18 protein-coding genes and 1 tRNA gene are annotated in these 20,591 nt (G+C 62.7%); 10 read left to right on the top strand and 9 right to left on the bottom strand.

What is annotated here, in order from left to right; all coding sequences use genetic code 11:
* On the top strand, positions 1–286 hold a 286-nt coding region (locus D0901_RS10705), incomplete at its 5' end, for a transposase (RefSeq protein WP_162500855.1).
* Positions 287–618: 332 nt separating this feature from the next.
* Here the strand turns inward: D0901_RS10705 and D0901_RS10695 are convergent.
* The 9 genes from D0901_RS10695 to D0901_RS10650 all read right to left on the bottom strand — a co-directional run bounded on the left by D0901_RS10695 (position 619) and on the right by D0901_RS10650 (position 7,406).
* Positions 619–912 carry a hypothetical protein gene (locus D0901_RS10695; protein ID WP_129140294.1) on the bottom strand — a complete coding sequence of 98 codons (294 nt, stop codon included), beginning with the start codon at positions 910–912 and terminating at the stop codon, positions 619–621.
* A 3-nt stretch (positions 913–915) separates the two neighbouring features.
* Complete coding sequence (locus tag D0901_RS10690) at positions 916–1,911, bottom strand: TrbL/VirB6 family protein (protein ID WP_129140293.1); 996 nt, start codon at positions 1,909–1,911, stop codon at positions 916–918.
* Positions 1,908–2,201, bottom strand: coding sequence for an EexN family lipoprotein (locus D0901_RS10685; RefSeq protein WP_129140292.1), 294 nt, complete (start codon positions 2,199–2,201; stop codon positions 1,908–1,910). Before D0901_RS10685 ends, D0901_RS10690 begins: the two co-directional genes overlap by 4 nt.
* A 9-nt stretch (positions 2,202–2,210) precedes the next feature.
* Positions 2,211–2,861, bottom strand: coding sequence for a TrbJ/VirB5 family protein (locus D0901_RS10680; RefSeq protein WP_129140291.1), 651 nt, complete (start codon positions 2,859–2,861; stop codon positions 2,211–2,213).
* Between the two features lie 2 nt (positions 2,862–2,863).
* Positions 2,864–3,187 (bottom strand): hypothetical protein, encoded by a 324-nt coding sequence (locus D0901_RS10675; RefSeq protein WP_129140290.1) that lies wholly within the window; start codon positions 3,185–3,187, stop codon positions 2,864–2,866.
* A gap of 184 nt (positions 3,188–3,371) precedes the next feature.
* A complete protein-coding gene (locus D0901_RS10670) occupies positions 3,372–3,947 on the bottom strand; it encodes a hypothetical protein (protein WP_129140289.1) in 576 nt (191 codons plus the stop codon).
* 674 nt (positions 3,948–4,621) lie between these two features.
* Positions 4,622–5,695 carry a PIN domain-containing protein gene (locus tag D0901_RS10660; RefSeq protein ID WP_129140287.1) on the bottom strand — a complete coding sequence of 358 codons (1,074 nt, stop codon included), beginning with the start codon at positions 5,693–5,695 and terminating at the stop codon, positions 4,622–4,624.
* Between the two features lie 293 nt (positions 5,696–5,988).
* Positions 5,989–7,233, bottom strand: coding sequence for a site-specific integrase (locus tag D0901_RS10655; RefSeq protein WP_233440397.1), 1,245 nt, complete (start codon positions 7,231–7,233; stop codon positions 5,989–5,991).
* 97 nt (positions 7,234–7,330) lie between these two features.
* A tRNA-Ile gene (locus tag D0901_RS10650) sits at positions 7,331–7,406 on the bottom strand.
* A 93-nt stretch (positions 7,407–7,499) separates the two neighbouring features.
* Between D0901_RS10650 and D0901_RS10645 the strand changes: the two genes are divergently transcribed.
* From D0901_RS10645 to D0901_RS10605, 9 genes are all read left to right on the top strand, one after another.
* Complete coding sequence (locus D0901_RS10645; protein WP_233440396.1) at positions 7,500–8,123, top strand: hypothetical protein; 624 nt, start codon at positions 7,500–7,502, stop codon at positions 8,121–8,123.
* An 8-nt stretch (positions 8,124–8,131) separates the two neighbouring features.
* Positions 8,132–8,863 (top strand): 4'-phosphopantetheinyl transferase family protein, encoded by a 732-nt coding sequence (locus D0901_RS10640; RefSeq protein ID WP_129140286.1) that lies wholly within the window; start codon positions 8,132–8,134, stop codon positions 8,861–8,863.
* A 154-nt stretch (positions 8,864–9,017) separates the two neighbouring features.
* Positions 9,018–10,004: a helix-turn-helix transcriptional regulator gene (locus tag D0901_RS10635; RefSeq protein WP_129140285.1), complete on the top strand. Its 987-nt coding sequence runs from the start codon at positions 9,018–9,020 to the stop codon at positions 10,002–10,004.
* A 183-nt stretch (positions 10,005–10,187) separates the two neighbouring features.
* A complete protein-coding gene (locus D0901_RS10630) occupies positions 10,188–12,296 on the top strand; it encodes a TonB-dependent siderophore receptor (RefSeq protein ID WP_129140284.1) in 2,109 nt (702 codons plus the stop codon).
* 135 nt (positions 12,297–12,431) lie between these two features.
* Entirely contained in the window at positions 12,432–13,199 is a 768-nt protein-coding gene (locus tag D0901_RS10625) for an ATP-binding cassette domain-containing protein (RefSeq protein ID WP_129140283.1), read from the top strand.
* 113 nt (positions 13,200–13,312) lie between these two features.
* On the top strand, positions 13,313–14,149 hold the full coding sequence (locus D0901_RS10620) for an ABC transporter substrate-binding protein (RefSeq protein ID WP_129140282.1): 837 nt from the start codon (positions 13,313–13,315) through the stop codon (positions 14,147–14,149).
* Positions 14,146–16,146, top strand: a complete 2,001-nt coding sequence (fhuB, locus tag D0901_RS10615; RefSeq protein ID WP_129140281.1) for a Fe(3+)-hydroxamate ABC transporter permease FhuB — start codon at positions 14,146–14,148, stop codon at positions 16,144–16,146. Before D0901_RS10620 ends, fhuB begins: the two co-directional genes overlap by 4 nt.
* 541 nt (positions 16,147–16,687) lie before the next feature.
* Positions 16,688–19,759, top strand: a complete 3,072-nt coding sequence (locus D0901_RS10610) for a cellulose binding domain-containing protein (protein ID WP_129140280.1) — start codon at positions 16,688–16,690, stop codon at positions 19,757–19,759.
* Between the two features lie 223 nt (positions 19,760–19,982).
* Positions 19,983–20,561 (top strand): PRC-barrel domain-containing protein, encoded by a 579-nt coding sequence (locus D0901_RS10605; RefSeq protein ID WP_129140279.1) that lies wholly within the window; start codon positions 19,983–19,985, stop codon positions 20,559–20,561.
* The last annotated feature ends 30 nt before the right edge of the window (positions 20,562–20,591 follow it).

The raw sequence follows: 20,591 nt of genomic DNA, 5'->3' as shown, positions 1-20,591 counted from the left end.
GCCTCGCCGGCGTCCCGGCAAACTCCATGCGGACAAGGCGTACGATCATCGCCGTTGCCGCCGAGCCTGTCAGCGACGGGGCATTCAGCCCCGTATTGCTCGTCGAGGTGTCGAGGATAGTCAGCGACTCGGCTGCCATCGCTGGGTTGTCGAACGAACCTTTGCGTGGCTGAGCCGGATGAGGCGACTTACCACGCGCTATGAGCGGCGAGTCGATATCCATTATGCCTTTACGCTGTTGGGCTGTTCCTTGGTCTGTCTGAACAAGCTTCAAGGCAGGTTTTGAAAGGCGCTCTAAACCCAGACTTTCCTTTCGTACGTACGTACGTACGTACGTACGTAAGAAAAATGGTGGCTCCTCGGGCGAGGCTAGCAACCACAGGGATATGCGTTAGGCTTCGCCATTAGTAATACGCATGGACCTGTCTCAAACCTGCTCGTCGCCAGGGGCTGATCGGGAGGCTTCGCCATTAGTAATAGGGGAGGCACTTGTCTCAACCGCTTCCGTCTCTCCATGCTCCCGGCGACGCTTGGCCAGCTCAGCTTTCATCCACTGCCCAGAGGCACGCATCTCAGCTCGCAGGTCTTCGATCTCTTCGGGTGTCAAGCGCCGGTAGCTCATAAGGTCTCCTTCTGAGATGGATCACGCCGAAGCTCGGGATATATCGTTGCGCGCCATAGCCACTGGAGAACACACACGGCAATACCGGCCACGCAGACAAACAGGGTACGAGCAGCCTCGCCATCGCCAGTAAGAGCGACGCTGACCAAACCAGGCAGTTCAGGGAGCAACGCCACAGACAACAGGATACCCACCACCAGTAACAGACCCGAGATGACCAGCCCCACCCCACGCTTTACCCGCGCCACGCGGACGCGCCAGGTATCTAACCACTTGATATTGGTATTCATGACTTATCCTCCTGTCATCGTGTTGCCAGCACCGAAACGCTTCTGGTAGGCACGATAGGCAGACTTTGCGCCACGGTAAGGAGAGGTTGCCGCACTGCCTGCTAAGCGTGCATCACGTTGAACGCCGCGATACTGACGGCGGATGGCTGAGGGACGCATCGCGGACATAGCAGAGCCCAGAGCGCCCTGAGTTGCCAATGCCACACCACCGCCCAATGCAGAAGCAATGGCCGGCACCTGCTTAAGCACGAAGATGCCAAGAGCAAAAAAAGCAATCAGATAGGCGCTTGTGGTCATACTGGCCATGCTGCCTGCCGAGGATTCCACGATGTTCATGAACGCTTCGCTGACATCGATGACCATGCGTCCAATGGCGGAACCCAAAACCAGCAGCATGCCGAAATTAATCACCATGCCCAGCCAGCTCTCGAAAAAGCGTTGGGTGCTGTTAAACAGCAGGCCGATGATAAAGAGCGGACCAATCACCAACAGCACTGTCGTTGCCACCTTGCTGGCCAGCAGGAGAAAAGCCACTACGATGGCAACACCACCACCAAACACCATGATCAGAATTGCCACTAAATACATGCCGAAATCACCACTCATGACTCCCGCTTTATCCCAGGCCTGATCAGCTACGGCGAGAACGCGGGAAAACAGGCTGTCCAAAATGGCCGCGGCACCTCCATTGGACCCCGTGATGACTACTGCTACCTTTTCCGGGCCGTGAGCTAGCACGTCCACCACGACGCCCATATAGGTACCGACCGTCAGTCCCATTGTCATGATGAAGCCGATGCGAAGGATGCGAAAAACACCCTCCTGCAAGGGCTCACTGACTTTGCCAAACATCATTAAATAGCCCCAGATGGCAATCCAGACGATCAACATGCTGGTAAACATTGGAGTGATGTAAGCGATGAGGTCAGTAGCCGTGTTGACGATGTACTGGTCCAGTGCCTGATCAACCACGGAGAACATGCCTTCAAACAGGTTCATGAGTCCTCCTCGCTTTTGAGGCTAGACAGGTCGAGCTCGAAGGACTCACCGCTAGACAGTGCCCGCTCCGCCTGGAGTGCATTAATGCAATTCGGCGCCTCCTGGAGTTCGCCAGGGTTGTTGCCACACGTCTCCAGTGTCACCTTGCGCTCGTCGTCATGCGTTTTGTACCAGTCCACGGTCTGCACCGGGCCAGTATCCGGGGTGTCATCAAAGCACCCGGACTGCGCAACGCTGACCAGAACCACAACGGCGATATTTCGTGCGCACGAAATTTTCCTGGTACTCATAAAGCCTCCTTACCAATCAAGCTCGAAAGGTTCTCCTGATGAAGCGACACGCATCTGCTGAACCCGCTGAGCGTGAAGCGCCTGGTTGGCCTCGGCCTGCGAACGGAACATGGACAGTTTGGCCATCTCATTTTGCAGCATGACTTGTTCGGCGCCGATACGGGCCTGAAGGTCCAGAATGTCTTTCTGGTCCGGGCTGTTGTTGACCTCAGCCACCAAGCCCGTCAGCTCGCTGAAACGCTCCTGCGCTTGCTCCAGGGACTTTTGGGACTGGCCAAGCCAGGTCGCCGTGTTCTGGTTGCCGCTGTCGTACAGGTCCGCCACGTCGCCGGTCAGGCCATGTTCGTTCGCACCTCTGATGCCGGCGTCACTCAGCACCTGGTTAGGATCGACGTTCACGGCGGTGTCATAGGCCGAGTCGATGACGTTGCCCAGGCCGCGAACCCCGCTCATGCTGTCCAGCTCCTTGTTGGCCGTTTCGAGCTGGCTTTTCAGTTGCTCGATTTGGTTAAGCATGTGCTGGACCTGCAAAATCTGCTGAGTCAGGCTCGACACGTCGATCACGGGAATCCCGCCCGCCATGGCTGGCTGCGAAAGACCGACGGTGGCCGCGAGAGCGACACCAGCGATTTTTCGTGCGCACGAAATTGTGATGCTCATAATCAAACCTCCTTTTGACGATTCTGGCGGGTCGCCTTGGCCTCCAGTCGCCGCTTTGTTCTCTGGAGCGCGAGCGACCGTTTTTCAAAATCTAGACTTTTCAGGTCGATGGACTCCATCACCTCTTTCATCTCCTCGATACAGGTGAAGAAGTCTTCGGGAAGGGCTTCCAACCCTTCGGTGAGGAAGTCGCAAGCGTAACCGGCGATGATCACCAGAGTTTGAATCTCACTCTGGATGGCGTGCTGTTCGACAGCGTGTGATCGGTACAGCCGTGACAGGCCACTGTCGGTGAAGACGGGTGTGATTCCCTGTCTGTTAGCCATGTATGCCTCCTATGCAGGCAGTCGTGGTTAGGCGCGGTCGGGGCCATCACCCCCGTTCCGCGCCGCTTGGATTCCATGTGCGAAGGGTTCTGCGCATTTCTTCTACTGCAGGAACTCCAACTTTGTTGCTGCCGTAGTTTCTGGCTATGAGGTCTGCTCTTTGCTGGCCCAATAACTCAGCCATCTATGCCCGCGTTAATTTTGATTCGGGCCTAGGATGGCTCTTGGCCTTGGCCGCCTCGCTTTTATTTCTTGATGTACTCTGTGTTGTATTCTCTGTAATAGATTTGCCCTTTGGTCGAATCAAGGTTTGACCATACTGATCACCAGATTTGCCAGAAGGGATAGTAGAATCGACCAAAGGGAAAAACTGGGAATTACAATCACTTCCAGAAGGCTCGTCGTCGAATCGCTCCGCCAGAAGCTCAAGCAAGCGCTCGCAGTTCACCCGATACCACATTTTTGCAGGTACACCTCTCCTTTCCTCTTCCAATACACCAATTTCCACTAGCGCTTTCCTAGCATTAGCCTGCTGCTTTGGAGAAAGTCCTGTTTCTGACTCCCAACTATCTCTGCCACGCTGATTTTTATAAAACCACCCGCCTCTTTCCTCCGCCTTGGTGTTACGTGTCCAGTAAAATGCTTGGCTAAGGAAGACTGCACCAGGAACTGAAACGCCGGGAAGGAGCGTGAATGCGGCATGATAAGCAACTACCCTACCCAGGATATTCTGTACTACCGAGGGACTAACACGCGCCATATTCAGAAGGCTCCAAATCCAGAGCGTCTTTTACTTGGAGCGTCCGGAAATAGACACGACGCCCTACCTTCACCATCGTGGGCTTTAGCTTTCTTGAAACCTCAGTATCACTATATAGGGATACACGCACGCCATCTGGAGAGCGATCAAGCAGGTCCGCCAGGTCAGATATGCTCATCAGAAGGCCAAACCGGCCAACAAGGTAATCATCTACAGTCATAGCTAGCCCTCATCAATCATACATTGATGAAAGCAATACTAACCAATTCAAAAAACAGCTCAAATCAGCAAGCTACAATTATCAGTCAATATGCTACACTTTGATTTTTAAGATATATCACTTTGATCAACCAGGATGCAAACAGGCTTGATAAAAAATATACCAATCAAGTGATTAACAAAAAAACACAATCCGAAGCAAATCTCACAGAGCCGGATTCCAGGCTTCCGAAAGCCTGCATAATAAGAATAATAATATGATTATTATTCTTATTACTCTATCTCCCTTAATCATCTCGTGGCTTGGCTCGCAAGTGGAGTACCCTTGAGCCTTTTGCTACTCATTTCATATTCTTTACAATACGAAATACGATACAGAATACATTACTGAATAAGGGCAGTCTCAATGAGCAAGTGCAACATCTGACGCACTTGCTCATTGAGACCGCCAATTCTCACATCCGTGGATCTTCCCAAGGAATCTCTTCAACTGAAAACTCGATCCCTCCGCCGATGCCTTGAATGTGCAATTCGAATTCGTCATTGATGAATTCTTCAACATCAGCCTCAAAAGAAAGATCCAACTCCACTGAAAAACTTTTCTCTTCTTCCTCCTGACGCGAAGTAGTATCAAATGTATGGATGACACCCTCTTCTTTGTCATAGAAGCCATTTACATAGTCCGGCCCACTCACATCCGCATGAAGCTTCACACTGACGTCGAATATGATCTGGCAACTTTCGTCGTCCAGATGGATTATTTGAGGCTCAAAATCTTCGACTTCAATCACTTCAAAAGAATCAAGCTCCGCATCCTCCCATGTAGAAAAATTATAAGCTTCCGCTTGCTCTAATTGCTCTTTGATTGTCTTCTTAATATCTTCCTTCTTGTGGAGCAAGAACTCTTCTACAAATTGTGACCTTTGATTATTATGCTTGTTGTAAATATCTAGAAGCTCACTCAGCGTATCGACGCTAACAAAACTCTCATTCTTTTCGCAAAATGCCTTGTGATCTGGATCGGCAGAAACAACATAAACCTTTTCCTGCCCCCTTAATGCAGAGCGAATAGCGAGAAGCGAAAATGCATCACGAAATTCATTCGGTTTTTTTGCGCTGAATGGAGTTTGCTGGTTAAAAAACATATTGATAATTTCGTCACCATTGACTTTGCTCATATCAATAACTGAGGCGCTCGATGCGTCAATGAAATCATCAAACGCTGCTAATGCTTTCTCCTCTAAATCGACCTCATTGATCTCTACGAATAGACTCTTAATACTTTCTTCGTCATACCCTTTCAGCACAGCGGCTTTGCGCCTAAAATTATTGATTCCTTTCAATACATCCTTGATATGATCACTAATTTTTCTCTTGACCTCGCTAACGACAATTGTGCTCATCATGTGATTTAGCTCGTTATCACTGCACAGATCCTCAAAAGACTTAATCGTCCTTGAATGGAAATCCAAATTGGCCTTTACAAAAAATTCTGTATCAATGAAAACGTTTCGTGTAACCAGTGGCATTTCACTATGCTCCAAGCTTTTTTGTGTTGTAGGCAATTGCGTTAAAAAATATTTCCGTATACATCGCAAGAAAGACCCAGCATGGCTCCTGCTGAAAGCAGGTCCGATAATTTCAGCAGGTCAACAAGTCTTTCTTACAGGTTTAACACATGGCCGTACCACACGATTTTTAAATCTTTCTATTCCTATAGGCGCCAATAAGTGACAGCTAATAGTCGATTTTTTTCTGCACTTAGCGGCTGCCTTGGATTGAGAACGGCCACATCAAACTACTCCATATTATGTCATACATATTATATTTCACTCAGTCTATCCAGCTTCTCAACTAAATCTTCCGCCCTAAGAGCTTCTTTCAGAACCGGTGGATGGGATGGGCTTCCTCGGTGGCAAGGCCCGAGGCGTCGGACCGTTGCGAGGGCGCTGTACACCCATCCCTGGGCGCTACCTTTGCCATCCATGGCAAAGGACCCTCGCTTCGCCTTGCCCCCGACGCCCATCATCATCGGGGTTTGGAAATGCGTTCTAAGGTGCGTATACCGCCTCAGCATCTGCATTGACTTGTGCCCACTGATCGCGGCGACCTCCTGATCGGATAGCCCCGCCTCCACCAGCCGGCTGACGGCTTCATGACGTAGGTCATGAAAGCGAAAGTCATCGAGCCTGGCCTGCTTCTTTGCCTGGTTCCAGAGCTTGGTGTACGCATAGGGGCCGCGCTTTCCATCCCTGCCAGGCTCACCGAAGAACACCAGCTCGCAGTCGAACGGTCGTACTGGGTTGTTCAGCGCCTGCTTGAACACCTCTGTGGCGGCCTGGGTCAGTGGTACCAGGCGGGCTTCGTTGTTTTTGGTGTCGGTGAGACGCACCACGCGGCGTTTTACGTCAACCTGGGAGCGAGTGAGGGTCAGGATCTCCGAAGAGCGCATGCCCGTCTCCAGAGCGATTCTGGCGATCCAGGCCAGCATCGGGTTGCTGTGCTGCCGGAGCACGGCGAACAGGCGCTTCTCCTCGTCGGGGCTCAGGCGCCGGTCACGCCCCTCCCCGGGGCTGGGCTTGCGAATGTTCTGGACCGGGTTGTAGGTCAGGCCGAGGCCCCATTCCTGGATGGCCACGGTGTAGAGATGGCCGAGCAGGGCGAGCTCCAGGCGCACGGTATTGGCGCTGATCGGTTGGCCCCGATGGCCAATGCTGTTAAGCCGCGTGTCGCGGTAGTTGGCGATCAGTTCCGGCGTCAGGGCCGCGAGGGAGTACTTGCCCAGGTGCTCAATCAGCGTGTTGGCCTTGTGGCGTTCGCTCTTTTGGGTGCTGGGCTTCTTGGTAGGGCTAACGTCCGTGAGGTAGCGCTTGAGGGCTGCTTCGAGCGTCATGCGCTCCGAGGCGCTGCGCTGGATATAGACGCCACGCACCATTTCATCTTCGGTGCGGCGTGCCCAATCCTGGGCGTCTCGCTTGGTGCGGAAGGTCTTGGCGGTGGTGGGCCAGCCGGTCTTGCGGATGACGGCCTTCCAGCTACCAGAGGGGGTCTTGACGATGGTGGCCATGAAAATCTCCAGGGGGCTGAAGGATCGGCACTGTACCGAAACTGTACCCTTGGACTATGGGACTCACCAAGCCAAACTCGTAAGATGCTGATTTTAATGGTGGGCCCAGCAGGATTTGAACCTGCGACCAAGGGATTATGAGTCCCCTGCTCTAACCGCTGAGCTATAGGCCCGTGCAACGCGGGCGGTATGATAGCGAATGCCAATGGCTGAGACCAGCAGCCGGCTGGTATTCTCGCTGCGTACCCTTCCAGGGAGGAATCGGCATGGATGTCCGCTTCGCTCACGCGCGTTCTGCGCTTTCACGCCGCTGCCTGGCGGCGGCCGGATTGGCCGGCCTGCTGCTGGCCGCGCTGCCCGCCCAGGCGGCCTGGCAACTGGCACCGGATCAGTCCCAGGTCACCGCCACCATCGTCGAGATAACCCCCAGCGGGCCGGTGCCGCATACTCACCGTGTCCGCCGTCTGCAGGGCGACCTGAGCGGCGACGGCACCCTGCGCCTGCCGCTGCGCCTCAACCAGACCGACGTGATGGACAAGCTGGGTCAGTTGCCCACCTGGCTCTCGGGCCTGGCGGACACCCCGCTGGCCACTGTGGTCACGCAGTTTCCGCCGGCGCGGCTCGATGCGCTGGGCGTGGGGGAATCGCTGACCGAGACCCTGATGCTGCGCGTGCAGAGCGACAAGGGGAACCGTCAGGAGCCGCTGGAGGTGCGCTTCACCCGCGAATCGGCGGACACCATCCACGTCGAGAACGCGCAGCGGGTGGTGCTCGACGGCCAGGCGCTGATGAGCGACCAGAATGCGCGTTCGGTCCTGATGTTGCTGGGTTACGAGCAGATCGGCGACGAGGTGCCGATCCGCCTCGACGCCACCCTGGTCGACCGCTGACGACGCGCATGGCCGACACCAACACGCCCCTGCCCGGTTGCTGCGGGCCCTGGCTACCCGACTGGCCATGGCCGCAGCCGCTCGTGGGGGCCCACTGGATGGGGTTGCGCTTTCAGCGCGAGCGCTTCATGCCCGAGCCCTGGGCCGGCGGGCCGGTCGAGCCACCCGACAGCGTGCGTGACGCGGCTCCCAAGCGCCAACTGGAATACCTCGCCGGGCGGCTGTGCGCCCACACCGCGCTGCACCGGCTGACCGGGCGTGCCACGGTCCCCGGCAGCACGCCCAGCCGGGCACCCTCGTGGCCGGCGGGCGTGGTCGGTTCGATCACCCACAGCGGCGACCTGGCCGCCAGCATCGTCGCCAGTCGCTCTGCCTGGCGCGGCCTCGGCCTGGACGCCGAACTGCCCATGAATCCCGAGCGGGCCGAGCGGCTGGCCGCGCAGATCCTCACCCCCGGGGAAAGGGAGCGATTGACCGCCATGGACCCGGCGGATCGTGGCACCTTCGTCACCCAGGTCTTCTCGCTCAAGGAAAGCCTGTTCAAGGCGCTGTTTCCGCTGGTGGGCGTGCGTTTCTACTTCCAGGATGCCCGCCTCGTGGCGAGTGACGAGGCGATGACCACGGCGACGCTGGAACTGCTCGCCTCACTCTCGCCGGACTGGCCGGCGGGAACGTACCTGACCGGGCAGGTCGGCCGGCTCGGCGATCACCTGCTGAGCCTGATCGCCATCCCCGCCTGACGCCGCGTCCCTGCCGGCGAGCATGGCACGAGCGGTGGCGCTATTGGCGCCCCTCCAACAAACGATTATCATTCTCAGACCATTCCCGTGTCCCGAGACGTGCGCGCCCGCCGATGGCGCGGCACGGCCATGGCGACAGGAGATCGTCGAGCCCATGTCATCCCCCGCGACCGCCACTCACGCCGCGACACCCACGCCCCGGCGGCTGACGATTGCCGATTTCACCGCCTACGAGCGGCGTTATCACCTGACGCATCGCTTTCCCGTCCCGCCGGGCGATCGGTGCGGCGACGAACTGACGATCGCCGAGGGCCGGGTCGACGAGCATCGCCCCGGGCGCGGCTGCCAACTGGTCGGCTCCGACCTGGTCGTGCATCGCACCTACGAGACCCATGCCCGGCGGGACGCGCCGGCGCACCTGTCGATCATCGTGATGCTGGAAGGTCGGGCCGAGCTGGCCCTGGATGAACACCGCCAAGCGCTCAGTGCCGGCGACGGGCTGGTGCTGGCCTACGGCCGTGACCAGGCGCTGCGTGCCCGGCACGTCGCCCAGCGTCGGGTGCGCGCCGTCAACCTGACGCTCACGGCGGACGCGCTCGCCGGCGACCCGCGCCTGGCGGCGCTGGCCAGGGCACCGTTCGAGGCGCCGACGACCGGCATGTGGCGGCTGTCGATTCCCGCCGGGCTGCATCGTTCGCTGGACGACTGGCTCGACGCCCCGCCCTTGGGCGACGCCGGGGCGCTGCTGACGGAAGGCCTCGCCCTGCAACTGCTCGCCTGCGGCGTCGCCCAGTGGCCGCTAGCCGCTGAATCGCCGGCCCCCCTGCCCTGGCGCGATCGGCGCCTGCTCGATCGCGTGCGCCAACGGCTCGAGGCCCAGCCGGGCCAGCCGCACTCCCTGGCCTCGCTGGCCGAACTGGCCTGCATGAGCCCCAGCACCCTCCGCGAGAAGTTTCGCCTGGCCTATGGCCGCTCGGTCTTCGCTTACCTGCGCGAATGCCGCCTGGCACTGGCCCACCGCCAGCTGCGCGCGGGTCTGAGCGTCCAGCAGGTCGCCCTTCAGGTCGGTTACCGTCACGCCACCAACTTCGCCACCGCCTTCCGCCAGCGCTATGGGGTCTCGCCCAGCGAGATCCGCTGAATCCCCACGTCCCCGAAGCCCCATGATGTCGCCCCGCGACACCCGGCATTCCCGAAAGCTCCCGTGTCCAGCCGATACCGGCATCCGGCATAGCCGTTCCGGCGCCCGACATAGGCGAAGCGGATCTCAACAGTGAATAATTCTCAATAACAGAATAACCGGTATCCGACACAAGGAGTCTTCATGCAGGGCCATCGCTTCCGCCGACCGACCACCGCCTGGCTGCTCGGTGCATCGCTGCTGCCGCTCACCGCCGCCGCGCAATCCCCCGACGGCGATGCCGCGACGCTCGATACCGTCACCGTCACCGGCCAGGCGGCGACCAAGACCGAGACCCCGGCACTCGAGACGCCGCAATCGGTGTCCAACGTCGGTCGCGAGGAAATGGACGAACGCGGCGTGCGCACGCTGCGCGAGGCGACGCAGTACACCCCCGGGGTCTACACCAACCAGGTCGGTGCCTCCAACCGCTACGACTACCTGGTGATGCGCGGCTTCTCGGACGGCAGCCTGAGCAATACCTACCTCGATGGCCTGAAGGTGATGGGCGACGCCAACGGCTACAGCTCGATGGTGATCGATCCCTACTTCCTGGAGAACGTCGAGATCGTCAAGGGACCGGCCTCGGTGCTCTACGGCCGCTCCTCGCCCGGCGGCCTGGTCGCGCTGACCAGCAAGAAGCCGCTGTTCGAGGACCACCGCGAGCTGCGCTTCTCGATCGGCGACAACGCCCAGCGCAGCGCCGGCTTCGATGTCTCGGGCCCGCTCGACGACGAACGCCGGGTGGCCTACCGACTGGTCGGCCAGGCCAGCCGGGCCGACACCCAGTTCGGCCCCATCGAGGAAAAGCGCTACGCCATCGCGCCCTCGATCACCTGGGACGCCACCGACGATACCAGCCTGACCCTGATGGCCTACCTGCAGAAGGACCCGGAGGGCGGCTATCACTCCGGCGTGCCCTACGAGGGCTCGGCGGTCTCCCACAACGGTCGCAAGATCGACAACACCTTCTTCGACGGCGAGGACGACTACGACACCTTCGAGCGCTACCAGCGCATGGTCGGCTACGACCTCGAGCATCGCTTCAATGACAGCCTGACCGCGCGTCAGAAACTGCGTTACCTGAATGCCGACGTGGAACTGAATCAGGTCTACCAGTACGGCTGGATCGGCGAGTCGAACGAGCTGAGACGCTACTACTCCGGCGGCCGCGAATCGCTGCAGGCCTGGACGGTGGACAACCAGCTGGAAGCCGACTTCCACGGCGGCGGCATCGAGCATACCGTGCTGGCCGGCCTGGATTACCAGCACCGCAAGAACGACGTGGTGTGGACCTCGGGTTCCTTTCCGTCCATCGACCCGTTCGCCCCCCACCACGGCGCCGAGCCGATCGGGGAGATCGGCGTCACCAACGACGAACGCCACGCGCTGACCCAGACCGGTGTCTACCTGCAGGACCAGATGGCGATCGATCGGTGGCGCCTCACCCTGGGCGGTCGCTATGACTGGGTCGACATCGAGAACACCGATCACCTCACCGGCAACGACAGTACCCTGGACGATACCCAGTTCAGCGGCCGTGCCGGAGTGCTCTACCTGTTCGACAACGGCGTCGCCCCCTACCTGAGCTACAACACTGCCTTCACGCCGACCAGCTTCGTCGACGCCGACGGCGACCTGCTGGAGCCCATGGAGGGCGAGCAGTGGGAGACCGGGATGAAGTACCAGCCCCCCGGCACCCGGGACCGCTACAGCATCGCCCTGTTCCGCATCGACCAGGAAAACGTCGCGACCAAGGAGCAGCCCACCGATCCGTATCGCTCCGTGGGCGAGATCGAGTCCCGGGGCGTCGAGCTCCAGGCCCGCACCCACGTCACCGACAACTTCCGCCTGCAAGCGGGCTACAGCTACACCGACATCAGCTACGCCAGGAGCGACGTGCCGGGCGAGCAAGGCAATCAGGCGATCTACGCGCCGCGCCACCAGGCCAGCGTGTGGGGCAACTACCGCTTCGACCAGGGTGCGCTCGACGGCCTGGATGCCGGGCTCGGGGTGCGCTACTACGCCGACATCCAGGCCGACCGCGCCAATACCGAGCAGGTCCCCGACTACACCCTGGTCGACGCCACGCTGGGTTACGACCTGAGCCAGGTCGGTCTCCAGGGCGTCAAGGCGCGTCTCAACGTCGGCAACCTGCTCGACGAGGAATACATCGCCTCGTGCAACTCGCTGGAATACTGCTACTTCGGTGCCGAGCGCAATGTGCGCGCTACCTTGAGCTATCGCTTCTAGGAATGGCTTGAGCCCCCACCGATGCCGTCCGGCCCACCCCGCGGGCCGGACGTTCGGATTCGGTACTTTTTGATACGCATTCGTATTTCTATTAGGATTGCGTCTCGACCTGCCAGCCCCGCGGGGAATACCGCCATGTTCGACGTCAACGCCGCCAGTTTCTCGGTCAACGGCAAACGCTTGCTCGAGCCGACCGACCTGACCTTTCAGGAAGGTCGTGTCTATGGCCTGATCGGCCACAACGGTTCCGGCAAGTCGACGCTGCTCAAGCTGCTGGCGCGCCAGCAGGCGCCGAGCGATGGCGATATCCAGTTCGACGGTCGGCCGCTGGACGCCTGGGGCAATCGCGAATTCGCCCGCCAGGTCGCCTACCTGCCACAGCAGTTGCCCGGCGCCGAGGCGCTGACCGGCCGTGAACTGGTAGGCTTCGGGCGTTACCCCTGGCAGGGCCTGCTCGGCCGCACCAGTGACGCCGACCGCCAACAGGTCGAGCGCGCCATCGAACTCACCCATACCCAGGCCTTCGCCGACCGTCTGGTGGACACCCTCTCCGGCGGCGAGCGCCAGCGCGTGTGGCTGGCCATGCTGCTCGCCCAGGAAAGCCGCTTCCTGCTGCTCGACGAGCCGCTGGCGGCGCTCGACATCGCCCATCAGGTGGAAGTGCTGGCACTGATCCGCCGGCTCTGTCACGAGCTGAACCTGGGGGTGATCGTGGTGCTCCACGACGTCAACATGGCGGCGCGCTACTGCGACCACCTGGTGGCACTGCACAGCGGGCGGCTGCTTGCCGAAGGCGCGCCCGACACCCTGATGCGCGACACCACCCTGGAAGCGATCTACGGCATCCCCATGCACGTGATGACGCACCCCGGCGGGGATCATCCGATCGCCGTGCTGAATTGATGGTCAACGCGCTTATCCGTGGGCCCGGCCTGCCCGTCGGCCGTCCCGCTTGCCGCTCCTCGCCGCCCCGACCACGACGTTCATGGGATCACTGCCGGTGGTTTATCGGGCTCATGGTCCTGACGCTCCTGCTGGCGGGGCCGGCGACCGCCGCGCCGCGCCTGATGACCCTCGACTGGACCATCGCCGAAACGCTGACGGCACTCGGCATGCCGCCACTGGGGGTCGCCCAGACGGCGGCCTACCGCGATTGGGTCGCCGAGCCGTCACTGCCCGACACGGTGGTCGATCTGGGCCTGCGCGTTCAGCCCAACCTGGAGCTGCTCGTCGATCTCGACCCCGACCGCATCCTGATCTCGCCGATGTTCGCCAGCCTTGAGCCACGCCTCTCGCACATCGCCCCGGTCACCACGGTGAGCCTCTACGCCGGCAGCGACGCGCTATGGCCCGACCTGCTGGCGGCCACCCGCAAGCTGGCCCGGCTCGGCGGCAGACCCGAGGCCGCCGAACGGCTGATCGCGACCACCGAGGCACGCATCGCCGATCTGCGCGAGCGGCTGCCCGAGGGGGAAAGGCCGCTGCTCATGGTGCAGTTCATGGACGCCCGCCACGTGCGGGTGTTCGGCGAGCATTCGCTCTATCAGGCGGTCGCCGAGCGCCTCGGCCTCGACAACGCCTGGCAAGGCACCACCAACGCCTGGGGGTTCTCGCTGGTCGGGCTGGAGGCGCTCGCCGGCATCGACGCCCAACTGGTCGTCGTCGATCCTCTGCCGGTGGGGGTCGAGCAGTCGCTGGCCGATAACGGCCTCTGGCAGCACCTCGCCGCGGTCCGGGAGGGTCGGGTGTTGCACCTGCCGCCGGTGTGGAGCTTCGGCGGCCTGCCCTCGGCCGAGCGTTTCGCCGAACAGCTCGCCGCGGCGCTCGAGGCATCACGGAGCCGCGACTCATGAAAGCGATCGCCGCCCGCTCGCCACTCCACCCCCGGCTGACGCCCGCCCGCGCCTGCCTGCTGCTCGCCCTGCTGACCCTGGCGCTGGCCGGCCTGACGCTGCACGACGGGATCGGCCTGGACGCCGCCTGGCAGGGGCTCGTCGCCCCGCAAGCCGGCCAGGAGGCCCAGTGGGTCGCCCATTTCAGCTGGTGGCCGCGGCTCGCCATGGCGCTGCTCGGCGGCGGCGGGCTGGCACTGGCCGGGGTATTGATGCAGCAGGTGCTGCGCAACCCGCTGGCCGCGCCCACCACCCTGGGCGTGGCCAGCGGCGCCAACCTGGCCCTGCTCGCCGCCACGCTGCTGGCCCCGGGGTTGCTCGTCGGCGGCCGCGAATGGGTGGCGCTCGCCGGCGGCGGACTGGCCATGGGGCTGGTGTTCGCGCTGGCCTGGCGACGCGGCCTGGCGCCAATGGTGGTGGTGCTCGCCGGGCTGGTGGTCAATCTCTACTGCGGCGCGCTGGCCATGGTGCTGCTGCTGTTCCACCAGGAGGCCCTCAAGGGGCTGATGATCTGGGGCGCCGGTTCGCTGGCGCAGACCGACTGGAACGGCGTGGTCTATCTACTGCCGCGACTGGCGATCGCCGCCGCCCTGGCCGCCGCCCTGCTGCGCCCGCTGAGCCTGCTCGAACTCGACGATGCCAACGCCAGGAGCCTGGGTGTCTCGCTCAAGCAGTTGCGCCTGGCCGGGCTGGGCCTGGCGGTGTTCGTCACCGGCTGTGTGGTCAGCGTGCTCGGCGTGGTCGGCTTCATCGGCCTGGCCGCGCCGGCCATCGTGCGCCTGCTCGGGGCACGCCGCCTCGGCGCGCGGCTGCTGTGGGCGACGCTGTTGGGCGCCTTGCTGCTCACCGCCACCGACCTGCTGCTGCAAAGAGTCTCCGGCACGCTGCCGACCCTGATCCCCACCGGCGCGACCACCGCCGCGCTGGGCGCCCCGCTGTTGCTGTGGCTGCTGCCGCGCCTGCGCCTGAGCGGGCAGCGTCCGGCGGTCTCGACCGGCGCCCCCGTGCGGCGTCATTCCGCGCCCGTTCGCCGGGCGGGGCTGCTCGGCGTGGCGCTGCTGCTCGCCGCCGCCGTCGCGCTGTGCCTCGGCCAGGGTGCCGACGGCTGGCAATTCAGCCTGCCCGGCGAGGCGCCGGCCCTGGCCTGGCGCGCGCCCCGGGTCCTCGCCGCCGCGGGCGCCGGGGTGCTGCTGGCGCTGGCCGGCACGCTGATCCAGCGGCTGACCGGCAACCCCATGGCCAGCCCCGAGGTCCTGGGCATCAGCGGCGGCACCGCGATCGGACTGATCCTGGCGATCTACCTGCTGCCGCCGATGGGCCCGCTCGGCCTGCTCGCGGTGGGCACCCTGGCGGCACTGGTCACCCTGCTGATACTGCTGGCGCTCAACCGCCGCCACGGCTTTCGGCCCGAGCCGCTGCTGCTCACCGGCGTCGCCGTCACCGCCCTGTTCGAGGCCGTGCGCAGCTTCGTCCTGGCCGGCGGCGACCCGCGCGGTCAGCAGGTGATCGCCTGGATGTCGGGCTCGACCTACTACGTCGGCCCGGGTTCCGCGCTCGCCGTGGTCGTCCTGGCGCTGCTTCTCGCCGCCGCGACGGCGCCCTTCGCCCGCTGGCTGGACCTGCTGCCGCTGGGGGCCTCCACCGCCCAGGCACTGGGCCTGCCGGTCGGCCGCGCCCGGCTGGCGCTGCTGGGGCTGGTCGCCCTGCTCACCGCCTGCGCCACCCTGGTGGTCGGCCCGTTGTCGTTCGTCGGCCTGCTGGCCCCCCACCTGGCGCGTCTGCTGGGCTTCTCGCGGGCCCGCGACCACCTGCTCGGCGCGGCGCTGGTCGGTGCCCTGCTGATGGTCGTCGCCGACTGGCTGGGGCGCCAGTGGCTGTTCCCCCAGGAGATTCCCGCCGGGCTGGTCGCCTCGCTGGTGGGTGGGGCGTATTTCCTGTGGGGGCTGCGAAAGCTCTAGCGTTGCCCGAAAGCTGCCTGCGCTCGCCGACTGTTCGTACCAACCCGAGGCTCCCACCATCTCGCTGCCGCCTTTCCCTCCCACGCGACCAAGAACGCATTTCCAAATCCTCTGATGATGGGCGCCGGGGGCAGGGCAAAGCGAGGGTCCTTTGCCATGGATGGCAAAGGTAGCGCCCAGGGAGGGGTTTACAGCGCCCTCGCGACGCCCTGCCACCGGAGAAGCCTACTTCGTCTACCGGTTGTGAAAGGCGTTCTAACGCCCCTGCCGGTTACCCGTGACTGACAAATCCCTACAAGTTGACAAATAGGGATAATTTTCTTCATTAAAGCTTCTCTAATGAACGCCGATAGTCTTTTTCGGTTGCGAGGTATGCATTCCATGGAAGTTCCACTGGGCGACTGACTGCCCCTCTGCCGCTCTCTCTTCGCCGTCTCCGGCCTCTTGCGGTAGCGCCTCTCGATAACCCAAGCGAGGACATTGCCCGCCCCTTGCGGTGCGAGCGATGCCAGGTGAGTCATGTCTTCTTCAGGTGGTCATCATGAATGCATCGATCGACGTAAAGACCCACAGTCAGTGGAGCACTGGCGCCGTCATGGAAATCTTCGTCACCAACAACGGCGACAGCCCCATCGAGGATTACCGCCTGGGCTTCGATCTGCCCGGCACCATCACCGATATCTGGAGCGCCTCGATCGCCTCGCACGATGCCGATCGCTACCTGATCGGTGAAACCGGCAGCGACAGCACCATCGCGCCGGGGGATACGGTTCGCTTCAAGTTCAAGGTCGCCAGCGATGCTCCGCAACGACCCGACGGATTCACCCTCAACGGTCATGCGCTGACCGCCACCGACGATGACGCGGTCGCCCGCCCCGAGCCGGTCGAGGAACCGACTTCGGAGGACGACGGCGGCCTCTTCTCGGACATCGGCGATCTCATCGATGCCATCGGCGATCTGATCTCGGGGGGCGGCGATACCCTCGCCGACGACATCACGGTCGATGCCGACATCACCGCCGCGCAGTTGCAGGCGCTGATCGACCAGGCGCCGGAGGGTGCCACTATCCATCTGGGCGCGGGAACCTATCGCTTCGACGATTCGATCACCGTCTCGCGTTCCGACATCACCCTGGCCGGTGCCGGCTCCGACGCGACCCGCATCGTCTTCACCGACGAGGCGCTCGACAACGATGCCGACACCGGCATTCTCGTCGCGGGCGGCAACACCCGCTTCGCCGGCCAACTGGAAAGCGATGCCGTCGAGGGCAGCCGGACCCTCGATCTCGCCGCCGATCACGGCCTGACCGTCGGCGACACGGTGCGTCTCTGGCAGGACAACACCGCCGAGTACTTCGCCGAGATCGGCGACGACTCCTGGCAGAAGTACAACGCCCCGCTGCGCACCAGCATGGCGAAGGTCGTGGCCGTCGACGGCGATCAGGTCACCCTGGACCGTGGCGTTCACTTCACCTTCGCGGGCGGCGAGGCCAGGATCGAGAAGGTGGATGCCCTCGACAAGGTATCCCTGTCGGGCTTCTCGATCGGCTATGAACTGGGCGAGCCCGACCCGGGCAAGTTCGCCAACACCCTGTCGGATTTCAAGGATTACCAGGCCGTCAGGTTCGACGCCACGACCGATGCCCGCCTCGACGACATCCAGGTAATCAACGGGCCGGGCACCGCTTTCGAATTCGCCCGTTCGCTCGACCTCGAGGCCGAGGCACTGGGCGCCCACGGCAGTTTCAACAAGGGCAGCGGCGGCATCGGCTATGCCTACGAACTGCGCGAGATGTACGACGGCACCCTGACCCACCTGGAAGACTCGGGCATGCGCCACAGCGTGCTGTTCGCCTCCTGGCGCTCCTCGGTCGGCAACGACGTTCACGTCTCGTCGACCGACCGAGACATCAACTTCCACGGCGGGCAGGATCACCACAACACGGTTCACGTCGAACGCTCGATCCGTACCGAGGCCAACGACGGCATGTCGACCTCGCTGTGGACCAACTCGGGCGGTGAAAGCTTCGGCGCCATTACCGACATGTCCACCAACCGGGTCACCTTCGACTACCTGATCGGCTCGCGGCGCGACGACGTGATCCACGGCTCCGACGACGGCGTCTATCTGGACGGCGGGCTGGGCGACGACCGCCTCCATGGCGGCGCCGGTGACGACATCCTGCGCGGCGGCGACGGCTGGGGCGACAACCTTCTCGACGGCGGCGCGGGGTTCGATATCGCGCTCTTCGGCGAGGTCCTGGCGACCTACACCCTCGAGCGCAATGCCGCGGGCCACTGGCGCGTGGACGGCGCCGGCACGGACGACACGCTGATCGACATGGAAGCGGCCTACTTCGCCGACGGCAAGGTACTCGACCTGCGTACCGGCGAGGTCCGCCAGGGCGAGGCCTTCGTCACGCCCTCCCCGGAAGCGATTCTCGGCGACGGCGATGCCCAGCCCGCCCCCATGCCCGTCCATGACGAGCAACCGGGCCCCGATGCCACGCCCGATGTTCCCGTCGAGCCGCCGCTGGACGCCCCGGCGCCCGACGACACTACCGAGATCCCGGCCCCGCCGGCGGATGGCGACGATGCCGGCGCCCTCGGCTATGAACTGACCCCGGTCCATCGCTGGTCGACCGGCTACGTCATGCGCGTGACGGTGACCAACCATGGCGACGAGGACCTCGTCGATCCGACGATCGCCTTCGACCTGGATACCGACCTGGATCAGCTTTACAACGCCAGCCTGGTGAGCGCCGATGATGGCCGCTATACCGTCGCTTACGAGGGCGCCACCACGGTCATGGCGCCCGGCGAGAGCATCACCTTCTCGTTCAAGGCCTATGCCGCGGAATCCCTGCTGCCCGAGGCGCTGACCCTCAACGGCCGGTCGGCCACGCTGGAAACGGAGGGCCTCTTCGCCACCGACGCCAACCCGGGCGACGCCCTGGATGCCGACGCCGTGACGAGCATCACCACGCATATCAAGAGCGAATGGAGCAGCGGCTATGTCGGCGAGGTGTTCGTCGAGAACACCTCCGCGGCGACCCTCGACGACGTCACCCTGGCCTTCGACCTGCCTTCCGGCCTCAGCAGCCTGTGGAACGCCGAGATCGTCGCCGACGATGCGGCCGGCCACTACGTGATCGGCGACGACCAGCCGCTGAGCCTGGCCCCCGGCGAGACCTGGCGCTTCGCCTACAAGACCTATGACGCGGACAAGACGCCGCTCGCCAACCTGGATGTCGAGGGCGAGGTGTCCTCGGGCGGGGCTTCCGGACCCGTCGTGCACACCGGTGGTGACGGCGCGGACACCTTCGTGTTCCGCACGCTGCAGGCCGCCGGTCCCGAAGCCCCGGCACGCATCGAGGGCTTCTCCCTGGACGAGGGCGACGTCATCGACCTGTCGGGCATCGATGCCGACCTGACCCGCGACGGCGATCAGGCCTTCGTCTGGCGCGACGAGGCGGGATTCACCGGTCGTGCCGGCGAACTGCGCCTGGACGAGGGCACCCTGCACGGCGACGTCAACGGCGACGGGGTCGCCGACCTGGCCATCGAACTCGGCGGTGTCGCGGCGCTCGACGCCCAGGGCCTGTTGCTGTGAACCACCCACATCGACGAATCGTCGCCAAGCGGTTGAAATATCTGCGCCAACCCCTATGTTGAGAAAGACGACGTAGCAGAATGTGAGGCAACGTTACGCCATTCCGGAAGCGGCCAGGGCCGGCCGCTTCCGGGACGCCTCTCCCGCACCGCGGGTCGCTGCATCGGCGCCTCAGGACACGAGGCGACATCCACGAAACGGAATTTTCACAAGGAGCAACGATATGGCTATGCGCAAGCCCCTCGACAAGGCGATTCTCACCGCGCTGCTCGCCGGCGGTCTGACCCTGGCCACCGCGGCCACGGCGGCCCCGCAGGGCCTCTACTCCGCCGACGAGCTGACCGACGCCGAGGTCTACGGCAAGGACAATCCCTCCGAGGAGATCGGCGACGTCGAGGACGTGCTGCTCGACGACAACATGCAGGTTCAGGCGCTGGTGATCGACACCGGCAACCTGCTCGACATGGGCTCCAAGCAGTACGTCATCCAGACCGGCCATTTCACCGTCGAGACCGAGAATGGCGACGATCTCGACAACATCGAGTACAAGGTGCACGTCGACCTGACCGAACAGGAGATCACCCAGCAGCCCGAGTACACCAACGACTGGTGGAATCAGACCAAGCAGGCGACCGCGAAAGCCTGGCAGAACACCAAGCAGTCCGCCGAGAGCGCCTGGCAGAACACCAAGGCCGCGACCTCCGAGCTGCTGATGGATGCCGGTCAGGCAATCGACAAGGCCGGCGAGAAAACCCAGCAGGCCGCGGATGACGCCGCGGACAACATGGGCGGCAACAACTGATCGCCCCGGTGTCTCGGTAAAGCGTCCGAC

This window comes from Modicisalibacter coralii (assembly GCF_004117855.1).
In the GTDB taxonomy this organism is placed as follows: domain Bacteria; phylum Pseudomonadota; class Gammaproteobacteria; order Pseudomonadales; family Halomonadaceae; genus Modicisalibacter; species Modicisalibacter coralii.
This window is presented reverse-complemented; position numbering and strand designations above follow the sequence as displayed.